Raw genomic sequence first — 12,720 nt, 5'->3', positions numbered from 1 at the left:
TGACGCGGCCGGGCCTGGCGAGGTTCGCGCTGGTCGGCAGGTATTCTGCTCGCGGGCGAAAGTGCCGGCTGCCGACGACAGGCCCACGGCCAGAAAGGGATTTCTTGGCGACCGTTCGTACTCGAACCTCGAAACGCCGGGGGACCGATCGCGCCCCGCACGTCATGCTCGGCGAGCTGCTGCCTGCCGCCGAGACTGCGCTGGCTGAGATCGCCAGATCGCAGGTCGGGGGAGCGAAGGGCAGGCGGCGCGCCGGCCCGTCCGTAGATGCGGGCTGGCTTTGGTCGACCTCGATGCGGACTTTACTACGGGTGGGCTTCGCTCAGTTCACCGGGGCCAATGGCCCTGCCTTTTTTGCCGACGAGCCGGGGGGTGTCACCTGTTCCCACGGCAGGCCGCGCCTGGTCGACGAAATGATACGTAGCGACGCGCTCGACCAATGGCGTGCGGCCATCGCGGGCGTGGGGCACACCCCCACTGAGACTCGCGTCCTCGCCGAGTTGTTTCAGCAGTTGCAGGAACGGCGCTTCGAGCTGCCGGGCCGGACATCGTCTCCGCGCCTGATCGTCGATCGAACGAACCGCCGCGCGGCGGGGTCCTATTTCACACCGGCGCCGCTGATCGACTACATGGTGCGCGAGACAGTGGGCAACGCCTGGCGCGAACATTGGGAAGCCTGTGCCGGCGCGATGAACATCGCCGATCTTACAGCGCCTCGTTCGCGAGACACGCTTGCGGTGCTGGCGACATTTCGCGTGGTCGATCCCGCGTGCGGGGGCGGGGATTTTCTGCTCGGCACGCTCGAGTTTCTGCAGGCGGAAATCGCCGCCATGCTGGGAGGGGCAGGGGAGCGGAGAATTCGGGCGGATCTCGTCGAGCATCTGGCTGCGTGTGGCATCGCTACCCAAGCAGCGTCGAAGCTAGAAACAAGGACGCTACTGCGTTGGTTCATCGCTCACCATTGTTTGTTTGGTGTCGATCTCGAACCGCTGGCGGCAGAGCTTGCGCGAGCTCGCATCTGGCTGGCGATCGCGGCGCCGACACTCAAAGCGAGTTGGCTCGCGGAGCATATTCGGCAGGGGAATGCCCTGGTGGAGGAAGCCTGCGCAGGCCTCGAGAAAACCGCGATGCTCGACTGGCGTGCCGCGTTCGGCGAGGTGTTCGCTTCGCCTCAGTCGACCGGCGCCCGTGGTTTTCAGGCCGTCATCGGAAATCCGCCCTATGGCGCCGTGCGAGACGCGCGACTCCGAAAAGCGCTGGTCCGGCGCTGGCCGCAGATGCGACATAACTCGGATAGCGTGGTGGGATTCGTCAGCCTGGCGGAGGAGCTCGCGGCGCCGCAGGGGTACTTGGGGCTGGTCGTGCCGAAGCCGCTGACGTACAGCTTTGCCTGGCGCCGCTTGCGCGAGCGTTTGTACGGACGGCTCGAGTATTGTCTCGATGTGAGCCGCGCGTGGCCCGAGGTCTTGCTCGAGCAAGTTCTGCTCGGCTGGCGGCCACTCGACCAGCCTGCCGGCACGTTCCGCGGCGGCGAGTATACGGGCGGAAAGTTCTGCCACGTACATCGAGCCTCGCGCCGCGATTCGCGGCGTGCGGGGGCGATCCTCTGCTCGCTACGTCCCGCCGAGCGCCGACTATTGGCGCATCTCGAGCGGTCCGAGCTTTCGCTGGGTGACCTTTGCCGCACGTTTCGCGGACTGCCGCTGCAGCGTCAGTTGCAGGAGAAGGGGAGAGTGCCCGTGCTGGGGGGACGCGATCTGGCGCGATGGCGCACGCGGAGCGTGAGCGGATATCTGCCTGAACAGGCGGCTTTCGATGACATCCCCTTTGGGCAAGAAAAGCTTCTTTTTCAGAACATCATTGCGCACGTGATGCGTCCCAGGCCTCACATTCGCTTGATCGGGGCCTTCGATGGCGCGGGGCAGGTGACGCTCGATACGGTGAATAATCTCGTCGCGCGAGAAGAGGGGCTCGACCTGCGCGCCGTGCTGGCGCTGCTCCATTCGCGACTGGTGAACTGGTACGTGTATGCGGTGGTCTACAACAAGGCGATTCGCACGATGCACTTCGACCAGTATTTCTTGAACAAGATTCCGCTCCCCGCTCGCTGGAATGAGGTCCAGCCGCAACTGGCCGAGTTCCCCTTCGACGCGGCAAGGGCGGTTCAGGCGGCCGACGAGCGGGCGCGCATGGCGGTCGAGCGCAGGATCGAGCGGCTGGTCGAACGGGCGTACGGCGTGCGAAAGGCCCTCGTCGATGAGGCGGCTTGATAGGCCGTTTGTCGTAGCCCCCGGGCCGGTTATTGTGGAGAGGACCTTTCTGATCCAGGTTTGCCATCGCTGGGGCCTTGCGGCGTGCCATCTTCGAATAAAACTGGTTCCGCGGCGCCGCTCGCCCTGCCGGCCGAGTCTGTTTCGCCAAACGACTGGTGGTTGCTTGGTAGCACGTGGCGGGGGGCATTGGCGGTGTTCTGCCTAGCGCTGGCCGTGCGGGGCATCTATCTGTGGGAGCTGCGCGACTCGGCATTCTTGGGCGTGCTGATTGGCGATGCGCGCAGCTACGACGCCTGGGCGCGCCGCATCATGGCGGGGGATTGGAGCGGCGGTAACGAGGTCTTCTGGCAGGCGCCGCTCTATCCCTATTTCATGGGCTCGTTCTTCACGATCGTCGGCCACGACGTGTGGCTGCTGCGCCTCTGGCAGGTGATGCTGGGGGCGACGTCGTGCAGCTTGCTGGTTTGGGCCGGAAGAAACTTCTTCGATCTGAGAACCGGTTTTGTGGCGGGCTTGTTGCTGGCCTGTTCGCCCGATGCGATTTTTTCCGACGCACTCGTGCAGAAGCCGGTATTGGACCTGTGGCTGACGACCCTGCTCGTGGGGCTGCTCGGCGCTCACCTGGCCCGCGCGGCGTGGTGGTGGCCTCTGGCGGCTGGCCTGACCCTGGGGCTCTTGATCTTGAATCGTGAGAACGCGCGGGTGTTGGTTCCGCTAGTCGCTCTGTGGCTCTGGGCGTCGTTTGGAGGAGAGTCTCGCGCACGACGCTCGAGATGGATCGGCGTGTTTGTCGCGGGGCTGTGCGTGGCCCTGGCGCCGGCGGCGATACGCAACTATGCGATCGGCGGCGAGTTCGTCGTGAACTCTTCGGGGCTCGGTCAGAATTTCTTCATCGGCAACAACGAGCACGCGACGGGCGAGTATGTGCCGTTGCGGCCCGGGCGAGGAGACCCGCAGTTCGAACCGATCGACGCCCGCGAGTTGGCCGAGGAAGCGGCAGGGGGCCCGCTCTCGTCGAGCGAGATCTCGTCGTACTGGCTGCGCCGTTCGTGGGGGTACATCAGCGCGCATCCCAGCGATTGGCTGCGGCTGACAGGGAAGAAATGGGGGCTGTTGTGGAACGCGGCCTCGATTGGGGATACCGAATCGATCGATGCCTTCGCCGATCACTCGCGACTGTTGAAGTGGTCAGCGCGGCTGTTGCACTTTGGTGTCTTGTGCCCCTTGGCGGTGCTGGGCCTTTGGGCGTCGCGACACGACTGGCGCCGGTTGTGGATCCTCTACGGCTCGCTCGCGGCGCTGGCTCTGTCGGTGACGTTGTTTTTCATCTTCGCCCGCTATCGCGTGCCGATGCTGCCGTACCTGCTGCTCTTCGCGGCAGCGGGGGTGGTGGGAATCGTGCAATCGGCGCGGGAGGCGGGCTTCGCGGGCATGTTCCGCACGCAGTGGAGCGGGCTGGCGCTGGCCGCGGTGGTGGGCTTTTATACAAATCGTCCGATCGATACCCAGGCGATGCACTTGTTGACGTATCGGAACTACGCGCAGGTACATAGCACGTTGGGCCTTCGTTATCAGGAACGCGGCGATCGGGCGCGTGCCGTGCAGCACTACCGTTGGGCGCTTTCGATCTGGCCGGCGACGCACATACACGCGGCTACGGCGAATCTCGCCTGGATACTCGCCACTTCGCCCGAACCCAGCGAACGCAACGGCGCCGAGGCGGTGGCTTGGATCGACCAGTTAGGCCCGATCGAACAGGTCGAGGATCCCGTGTTGCTCGACGTCATGGGGGCCGCGTACGCCTCGGTGGGGCGCTATAGCGACGCCGTAGGCGCCGCGAAGAAGTCCATCGCGCTGGCCGTGGCGACGGGCAACACCTCGCTGGCGCGCGACGTGCGGCAACGGTTGACTCTGTACGAACGGTTCCAGCCGGCCGTTGCCCCGAACAATGTCCCACCCTATCTCGGCCAACCTGTCGACGAGGGGGACGAGGTTCTCTCGGGCGTCGAGCAACTCTAGCAGGCAAGTCGCCGGATTGCCCGGCCGAAGCCAAGCACGCAGGGCCGCGTGCAATGTAACTTCGGCTCGTGATTTACGTTTTCGCCTTGGGCAGGATCGGCTTGACCAGCTTGATGCCCAGGATGTCGAGCTGTGGCTGGGTCACTTCGCTCGGCGCACCCATCATCAGATCCTGGCCGTTCTGGCTCATGGGGAACGTGATGACCTCGCGGATGTTCGGCTCGCCGGCCAGCAACATCACCATGCGATCCACGCCCGGTGCGATGCCACCGTGCGGTGGCGCCCCGTACTTGAAGGCGTTGATCATGGCCGGGAACTTGTTGTCGACCACCGAGTGGTCGTAGCCGGCGATCTCGAAGGCCTTGTACATGATGTCGGGGCGATGGTTCCGGATGGCGCCGCTCGACAGCTCGACGCCGTTGCAGACCAGGTCGTACTGATAGGCGAGGATCTCGAGCGGCGGCTTCGTCTCGAGCGCTTCGAGCCCACCCTGGGGCATCGAGAACGGGTTGTGCGAGAATTGTGGCTGGCCCGTCTCCTCGTCGAGCTCGTACATCGGATAGTCGACGATCCAGCAGAAGCGGAACGTGTCCTTCTCGCGCAGGTCGAGCTGATCGGCGAGCTCCGTGCGCAGCTTGCCCGCCAGGTTGGCAGCGGTGGCCTCGGCATCGGCGACGAAGAACAGGGCGGTGCCGACCTTGGCCTCGGCGGCCGTCTTCAACTCTTCCAGCGTTTCCTTCGAGACGGCCGAGGCGATCGAGCCACGGCCTCCTTCTTCGGTCACCACCATCCAGGCCAGACCGCGGCCTCCCAGTTCCTTGATGAAGCGTTCGAGCCCGTCGAAGAAGCTGCGCGGGCGATCCCCCACGTCGTGTACGGCGATCATCCGCACGACGCTCCCTTGTTCGACGGCGCTGCGGAAGATGCGGAAGCTCGAGCGGCCGAAGATCTCGGAGACGTCTTGAATCTCGAGGCCGAAGCGCAAGTCGGGTTTGTCGTTGCCATAACGCAGCATCGAGTCGCGATAGGTGAGCCGCTGGAACGGGGGCTCGTTGATCTTGAAGTTGCTGAACTCGGTGAAGACGCCGTACATCACCGTCTCGACCGCGGCGAAGACATCGTCCTGCTCGACGAACGACATCTCGAGATCGAGCTGATAGAACTCGCCGGGCGAGCGATCGGCGCGGGCGTCTTCGTCGCGGAAGCAGGGGGCGATCTGAAAATAGCGATCGAAACCCGACACCATCAACAATTGCTTGAACTGCTGCGGCGCCTGTGGCAGGGCGTAGAACTTGCCGGGATGGAGGCGGCTGGGCACCAGGTAGTCGCGTGCTCCCTCGGGCGAGCTGCTGGTGAGAATCGGCGTTTGGAACTCGGTGAAGCCCAGGTCGATCATGCGGCGGCGCAGGCTGGCGATGATCTGCGCGCGGAACAGGATCTTCTCGTGCATCCGCGAGCGGCGCAGGTCGAGATAGCGGTAGGTGAGCCGCGTCGACTCGGGCGTTTCTTGCTCCTCGGCCACCAGGAAGGGCAGGGGGGCGGCCGGGCTGTCGAGCTTCAACTCGTCGACGAAGATCTCGACCTCGCCAGTGGGTAGCGCCGGGTTCACCGTCTCGGCGGAACGCTGGACGACGCGCCCCGTCGCTGTGACGACCGACTCGCGCGAGAGATCGCCGGCCAGCCCGTGGTAGGGATTCTCGGGCGTGAGCACGAGCTGCGTCAAACCGTAGTGATCGCGCAGATCGAGGAAGATGATGCCGCCGTGGTCGCGCTTCTTGTGGACCCAGCCGGAGAGGCGAACGACCGAGCCGACATCGGCCCCACGGAGTTGACCGCACGTATGGGTGCGATAGGTGTGCATGAATCGGGCTTCCCGAACTGCGGCGGAGGAGAAAACGAGAACCGGCCGCGCGGTTCCCGGTCGGGGCACGGCGAGCCCCTGGTTCGTCGACGGAAAGCCCTTGTTATGGCGGCCGCGCACCATTCTCACAAGGTCTGCCGGACAGGAAGAGCGGGATAGCCGAACGACGGTTCGCGGAGAAAACCGAGTATCGCGGCGCAGGCCGTGAAGGACCACTGCCGACGAACGAGCGGTTGGCCAATCAGGCCGGCAGGGCGACCACCTGCGCGAGCCAGCGGTCTCGTTTGGCGCGGCGAGCCGCCAGGTCCAAGTCGGCGAGCAACTGCTCGCGGTCGACCGCCAACCGTCCAGCGGCTGGTGGAGTGTACGCCTGGGGCAATTTGTAACGGCCGGCGGATGCGAGGGGGGGGCGGGCGGGCTTGCCGGCCGGGTTGTCTACCTTCGGCCGGCAGTTCCACGCGGGCGGCACGATCAGGGCTGCCAACTCGGCAGCCAGTGCGTCGAACTGTTCGTCGATGAGGAAGGACGCATCGTGGTCCTGCTGCGTGCCGAGCGATTCAAGATCGATGAGTTGAGTCACGAGCGTGCCGCTTCCGAAAATCGCCTGAATCGGGAAAGAACATGAAGTTCTTTCGGCACTCCAGCGCACTGGGAGTGAACGGAAAGCGCGCGAACCGCACGCGCGGGCGCGGAACGGCGTGCGGAAAAGCCGACCTGGCGAAACTAGACCGGCGCGAAGCGCCCACGCGAGGCGCTATTCTGTTTACGACGCTTTCTCGGCGACGTGTTTCTGGGCGCGGGCCTGGGCCACAAGCCGGTCGCGAATGGCCATCAACTCGGGGCTGTTGGCCGGACGCTGACGCGCCGATTCGAGCATCTGCTGGGCCGCCTGGGGGTCGAGCTTTTCGGCCGGGATGGCGCGATTCGTGAGTACCGAGACGACGTTGTCGACAACTTGCACAAAGCCGCCATCGACGTAGTACCGCTCGGTTCGCCCCTCGACCTCGAGACGCATCTCGCCGTAGCCCAGTCGCCCGATCATGGGGCTGTGGCTCGGCGCGATCCCGATCTCGCCGTCGTAGAGGGGCAAGGCGACAAAGCTTGCCGTGGCCTCGCGGACGGTAGTCTCGGGCGTGACGACGATGACTTGCAACTGCGCCATGTCCGCTTAGCCTTTCGCCGCCGCGGCGGCCATCTTTTTGGCCTGCTCTTCGGCCTGTTCGATCGCCCCGACGTACATGAAGGCCGACTCCGGCAGGTGGTCCCACTTGCCGTCGGCGATCTCCTCGAAGCTGCGAATCGTATCGGCCAGCGGGGTGATTTCGCCCGGCTTGCCGGTGAACACCTCGGCCACGAGGAACGGCTGCGAGAGGAAACGCTCCATGCGGCGGGCACGATGCACCACCAGCTTGTCTTCTTCGCTCAACTCGTCGACGCCGAGAATGGCGATGATGTCTTGCAGCTCGCGATAACGCTGCAGGGTCTTCTGCACGCGGCGGGCGATCGCGTAGTGACGCTCGCCCACGTACTGCGGGTCGAGAATGCGGCTCGACGAGGCGAGCGGATCGACCGCCGGGTAAATGCCCTTTTCCGAGATCGCACGTTCCAGGTAGAGGAACGCGTCCAACTGACCGAAGGCGGTCGCCGGGGCGGGATCGGTCGGGTCGTCGGCCGGCACATAGACGGCCTGCACCGACGTGATGGCCCCCTTGTTGGTCGAGGCGATCCGTTCCTGCAAGGCCCCCATTTCGGTACCGAGGGTGGGTTGGTAACCCACGGCCGAAGGCATACGACCCAAGAGGGCGGATACTTCGCTACCCGCCTGCGAGAAACGGAAGATATTGTCGACGAAGAGCAGCACGTCCGTGCCGGTCGTGTCGCGGAAGTATTCGGCCATCGTCAGGGCCGACAGGGCGACGCGGAGACGGGCGCCCGGCGGCTCGTTCATCTGGCCGAAGACCATGCAGGTCTGCTCGATGACGCTGCGACCGGTGTCGCCGATCTTGGCTTCCTGCATTTCAAGCCACAGGTCGGTCCCTTCGCGAGTACGCTCGCCGACCCCCGCGAATACCGAGTAACCACCGTACGAGCTGGCGATACGGGCGATAAGCTCGGTGAGAATAACCGTCTTGCCGAGACCGGCACCGCCGAACAGACCCGCCTTGCCACCGCGGACGAACGGCGTGAGGAGGTCGATCACCTTGATGCCCGTCTCGAACAACTCGGTGCTCGTCGACAACTCCGCCATTTCAGGAGCATCGCGATGGATCGACCAGCGATCGTCGGCCACGACTGGGCCACGGCCATCGATAGCGTCCCCCACCAGGTTGAACACGCGGCCCAGCGTCCCCTTGCCGACGGGGACCGACACCGGGGCGCCGGTATCGATGCATTCCTGGCCGCGGATCATGCCGTCCGTGCTGCCCAAGGCGACACAACGGACGCGACCGCCCCCCAAGTGCTGCTGCACCTCGCCGGTCAGGTTGAGCTGCACGCCTTTTTGATCGGATTCGATCTTCACGGCGTTGTAGATGGCGGGCAGGCGGTCCTCGGGGAATTCGACGTCGAACGTCGAACCGATCACCTGCGTGACGTGGCCGATGTTCCGCGTCTTCGGATCAGTTGCAGTTGCCATAGTTTGCTTCGTGGGCTCGTGAACAGTGCGAATGATTTCGGTTGCTTGTTGACCGTATGAATTCTCGAAGTCTCTCCCTCTCCGCTGGCGGGAGAGGGGCGAGGGGGGCGTTAGCCCTTCAGGGCCTCGACGCCGCCCAGCACCTCCATGATCTCGTTCGTAATCTGGCTCTGGCGGGCACGGTTGTAAGTGCGCGTCAGGTACTTGATGATGTTGTTCGCGTTGTCGGTGGCCGCCTTCATGGCCACCATGCGCGCCACCTGCTCGCTAACCGCCGCATCGAGCAGGCACTTGAAGAGCCGCACCTTGAAGCTGGTCGGCACGACTTCTTCCAAAATGCTCTCGGCCGAGGGCAGGAACTCGTACATCGTCTGACCGGCGGCGTGTTCCTTCGACTCGCCTCCCGACAGCGAGCCGAGCGGCAGCAACGTTTCGACCACCGCCTCTTGCCGGGCGACGTTGTGGAAACGCGTGTACGCCACGTCGAGCCGGTCGAGCTTGCCGGTGACGTAGGCCTCGAGATACTTCTCGGCCAGCGCCTCGGCCTCCTCGTAGGCAGGTCTGTCTTCGAACTGCGTGTAGGTCGCGTCGGGCGTGATGCCGCGGAAGCGGAAGAACGAAATGCCACGCTTGCCGGAGACCTCGAGGCGATGTTCCGGAATATCGCGTTGGAACTCGTTCCAGCGGGCCAGCGCCACACGCTGCACGTTGCCGTTGTAACCGCCACAGAGACCGCGATTCGCCGTCAACACCAGGAGCGTTGCCGAGCGGATCTCCTCGCGACCCTGGAGCAGCGGGTGGCTGACTTCCAGGCCACTCTGCGCCAGATCGCTGACGATCGCCGTGATGCGTCGCGTGTAGGCCGTGGCCGCGTGGGCGCGGTCCATGGCCTTCTTGAACTTTGCCGTCGCGATCAACTCCATCGTCCGCGTGATCTTGCGGATGTTGCGAATCGACTTGCGACGTTTATCGAGCGCGCGGGCCTTGGCCATGTCTGCGTCTTAACGGTTGCGGTGTGTGCTCGTGTCCGGATGACTCTAACTACTTCGTCTTGCCAGCCAGGCCGTCTACGCCATCGTACTTGCTGGCGAACTGCTTCTGGTAATCGGCAATCGCGGTTTCAACCTCGGCGGCGGTGCTATCGTCGAGCTTCTTCGTGTCGACGATCTTCTGCCGAACTTCGCGACGTTGCTCGCGCATGAACGCGAGGAAGCCGGCCTCCCATTCATGCACCTTGTTGATGGGAATCTTGTCCAAGTGGCCGCGCGTGCCGGCGTAGATGCTGAGCACCTGGTCGAACACGTCCATCGGCACATATTGACCCTGCTTGAGCAGCTCGACCATGCGATAGCCGCGATCGAGCCGCACCTGCGTGGCCGCGTCGAGATCGGTACCCAACTGGGCGAACGCTTCCAGTTCGCGGAAGGCCGCCAGGTCGAGACGCAAACCGCCGGCCACCTTCTTCATGGCCGGAATCTGAGCATTGCCGCCCACGCGAGACACCGAGATGCCCACGTTCATCGCCGGACGCTGACCGGCGAAGAACAAGTCGGGCTGCAGGTAAATCTGGCCGTCGGTGATCGAGATCACGTTCGTCGGAATGTAGGCCGACACCTCGCCTTCGAGCGTCTCGATGATCGGCAGCGACGTGAGCGAGCCGCCGCCGAGCTCGTCGCTGAGCTTGGCCGAACGTTCGAGCAGGCGGCTGTGGCAGTAGAACACGTCGCCCGGGTAGGCCTCGCGACCGGGCGGACGACGCATGAGCAACGACAACTGACGGTAGGCCACGGCCTGCTTCGACAAGTCGTCGTAGACGATCAGGGCGTGCTCGCCCTTGTAGGTGAAGTATTCGGCCATGGCCGTGCCCGCGTAGGGGGCCACGTATTGCAGCGGAGCAGGATCGCTCGCACCGGCGGAGATGACCGTGGTGTAGTCCATGGCGCCGTGCTTGCGGAGGGCCTCGACGACGCCGGCCACGGACGATTCCTTCTGGCCGACCGCGACGTAGAAACACTTCACACCGGTGTGGCGCTGGTTGATGATCGCGTCGATGCCGACGGCGGTCTTGCCGGTCTTGCGGTCGCCGATGATCAACTCGCGCTGACCGCGACCGATCGGCGTCATGGCGTCGACCGCCTTGATCCCGGTCTGCAGCGGCTCCTTCACCGGCTGGCGTCCGGCGATGCCGGGCGCCATGGTCTCGACCGGGCGGCGCTCGCTCGTGATGATCGGGCCCTTGCCGTCGAGCGGGTTGCCGAGCGGGTCGACGACGCGACCGATCACGGCATCGCCCACCGGCACGCTCAACAGCTCGCCCGTGCTGCGGACTTCGTCCCCTTCGTTGATCGAGAGGAAGTCGCCGAGAATGATCACGCCGACGGAGTTCTCTTCGAGATTGAACGCGAGGCCATTCACGCCATTCTCGAAGGTCACCATTTCGCCCGACATGACGCCGGAGAGGCCGTAGACGCGCGCAATGCCGTCACCCACCTCCAGCACGCGTCCCACTTCCCGAACTTCGATCTGGGATTGGAACTGCTCAATTTCCTGCTGGATCACCGAAGCGATCTCGTCGGCTCTGAATCTCATGGACGCTCCTGTTGATCATTTGTTCGCGAACTTGGGCCAGCCGGGTGGCGACGCTGCCATCGTAGACGGTATCGCCGACTCGCAGCAGGACGCCGCCGATCAGGTCGGGATCGACCTGGGGCTCGAGCACGGGCTCGAGCGCGAGCATGCCGCGGAGCCGCGTGCCGAGCTTCGACAAGGCATCGGCTGGCAACGGGGTGGCCGTCGAGACCGTGACGCGCGCCCGTCCACGCATCTGGTCGAGCTGGTCGTGCGCGGCCTGGCGAATTGCCCGCAGGCAATCGAGCCGACCCCGGGTGGCCAGCACCTTCAAAAAATTCATCAGCAAGGGAGAGACCCACGGGCCCAACGTGCGTTGCAGCACGCCTTCGGCCTCAGCCGGTGAAAGCATGCCCGAGGCCAGCAGCGACTCGAAGCGGGGATACGGATCGAGCGCCTCGGTTACGACGGCGTCGAGTTCTTCCACGACGGCATCGGTTTGGCCGGCCTTCTCCGCGGCGCCCAGGAACGCCTTGGCGTACAACTTGCCCACGCGCTGCGCACCGGTGTCGATGGCGCCGTTGCCGGCGGCGGGGGATTTAGCAGTGGTATCGGCCATGGCACACTCTTTCCCGGGGGGGCGACCCCCCCCCACCAAACCTTCGAGTCGCTCGCTTCAGTTCACGCTGGGACCGCCCGAGGGCAGCATGGCCACCGCCTCTTCGACCAATCGGGCGTGCCGGTCGGGCGAGAGCTCGGTGTGCAGGATCTTGCCCGCCAACTCGACGGCCAGCTTGGCGCTGTGCTCGGCGAGCTGCTTGAGGGCCTGATCCGTGGCGGTGTCGATCTCGCGCCGAGCACGCTGCTTGAGCCCTTCGGCTTCGGCCGCGGCCTTGGCCAGCATGTCCTGCTGAGTATGCTCGGCGTCGCGCCGGGCCTCGTCGAGCAGGGCACGGATCTCGTCTTGCGCGGCGGCGAGCTTATGCTCGTATTCCGCCAGCAGTTGCTTGGCCTGCTGGTTGCTGCGCTCGGCCGAGGCGATATCGTCGGCGATGCGCTGCTCGCGCTTGTCGAGACCTTGCGAAATCGGCCCCCAGGCAAATTTCCACAGCACCAGTAACAGGATGGCGAAGACGCCGAACGTCCACAACGCGAGGTCGGGATCGACCGTCAACGGGTCGGTCGCCATCGGGTCGTGAGCGCCGTGCCCTTCGCCATGCTCGTCGTGGGCAGCATCATCGTGCCCGGCTTCTGCGGGCGCAGCGGCCGGGTGCGCATCGTCCTGGCCATGCACCGCGGCGGGCGCCAGCGCCAGCGCCAGCGCGCAGCACGCGCCGGCAAGCATTTTCGAGACCGTCATGTTG

Annotated in this window: 10 protein-coding genes; 2 read left to right on the top strand and 8 right to left on the bottom strand. The window is 64.9% G+C overall.

The window, feature by feature from the left end:
• Nucleotides 1-293 precede the first annotated feature (293 nt).
• Together KF708_08145 and KF708_08140 are read left to right on the top strand one after the other, a co-directional pair.
• Complete coding sequence (locus KF708_08145) at nt 294-2,270, top strand: hypothetical protein (GenBank protein ID MBX3412643.1); 1,977 nt, start codon at nt 294-296, stop codon at nt 2,268-2,270.
• Nucleotides 2,271-2,432: 162 nt separating this feature from the next.
• Entirely contained in the window at nt 2,433-4,292 is a 1,860-nt protein-coding gene (locus KF708_08140) for a glycosyltransferase family 39 protein (GenBank protein MBX3412642.1), read from the top strand.
• A 73-nt stretch (nt 4,293-4,365) separates the two neighbouring features.
• Here the strand turns inward: KF708_08140 and aspS are convergent, their stop codons facing one another.
• The 8 genes from aspS to atpF form a co-directional block, all read right to left on the bottom strand.
• A complete protein-coding gene (gene aspS / locus KF708_08135; protein MBX3412641.1) occupies nt 4,366-6,153 on the bottom strand; it encodes an aspartate--tRNA ligase in 1,788 nt (595 codons plus the stop codon).
• A gap of 241 nt (nt 6,154-6,394) precedes the next feature.
• Nucleotides 6,395-6,733: a hypothetical protein gene (locus KF708_08130; GenBank protein ID MBX3412640.1), complete on the bottom strand. Its 339-nt coding sequence runs from the start codon at nt 6,731-6,733 to the stop codon at nt 6,395-6,397.
• Between the two features lie 183 nt (nt 6,734-6,916).
• Nucleotides 6,917-7,315 carry an ATP synthase F1 subunit epsilon gene (gene atpC, locus KF708_08125; GenBank protein ID MBX3412639.1) on the bottom strand — a complete coding sequence of 133 codons (399 nt, stop codon included), beginning with the start codon at nt 7,313-7,315 and terminating at the stop codon, nt 6,917-6,919.
• 6 nt (nt 7,316-7,321) lie between these two features.
• Nucleotides 7,322-8,788, bottom strand: coding sequence for a F0F1 ATP synthase subunit beta (atpD, locus tag KF708_08120; GenBank protein ID MBX3412638.1), 1,467 nt, complete (start codon nt 8,786-8,788; stop codon nt 7,322-7,324).
• Nucleotides 8,789-8,898: 110 nt separating this feature from the next.
• The gene (gene atpG, locus KF708_08115; GenBank protein ID MBX3412637.1) at nt 8,899-9,780 is read right to left on the bottom strand and encodes an ATP synthase F1 subunit gamma; all 882 of its coding nucleotides are present in this window, start codon (nt 9,778-9,780) and stop codon (nt 8,899-8,901) included.
• 49 nt (nt 9,781-9,829) lie between these two features.
• Nucleotides 9,830-11,377 (bottom strand): F0F1 ATP synthase subunit alpha, encoded by a 1,548-nt coding sequence (atpA, locus tag KF708_08110; protein ID MBX3412636.1) that lies wholly within the window; start codon nt 11,375-11,377, stop codon nt 9,830-9,832.
• Nucleotides 11,328-11,975, bottom strand: a complete 648-nt coding sequence (gene atpH / locus KF708_08105; GenBank protein MBX3412635.1) for an ATP synthase F1 subunit delta — start codon at nt 11,973-11,975, stop codon at nt 11,328-11,330. The genes atpA and atpH overlap by 50 nt, the downstream gene beginning before the upstream one ends.
• 57 nt (nt 11,976-12,032) lie before the next feature.
• On the bottom strand, nt 12,033-12,716 hold the full coding sequence (atpF, locus tag KF708_08100) for a F0F1 ATP synthase subunit B (protein ID MBX3412634.1): 684 nt from the start codon (nt 12,714-12,716) through the stop codon (nt 12,033-12,035).
• Between the last annotated feature and the right edge of the window lie 4 nt (nt 12,717-12,720).

The organism is Pirellulales bacterium, assembly GCA_019636335.1.
Lineage (GTDB): Bacteria > Planctomycetota > Planctomycetia > Pirellulales > JAEUIK01 > JAHBXR01.
The sequence above is the reverse complement of the archived record's forward strand: the minus strand, read 5'-3'. Positions and strand labels throughout refer to the sequence as shown.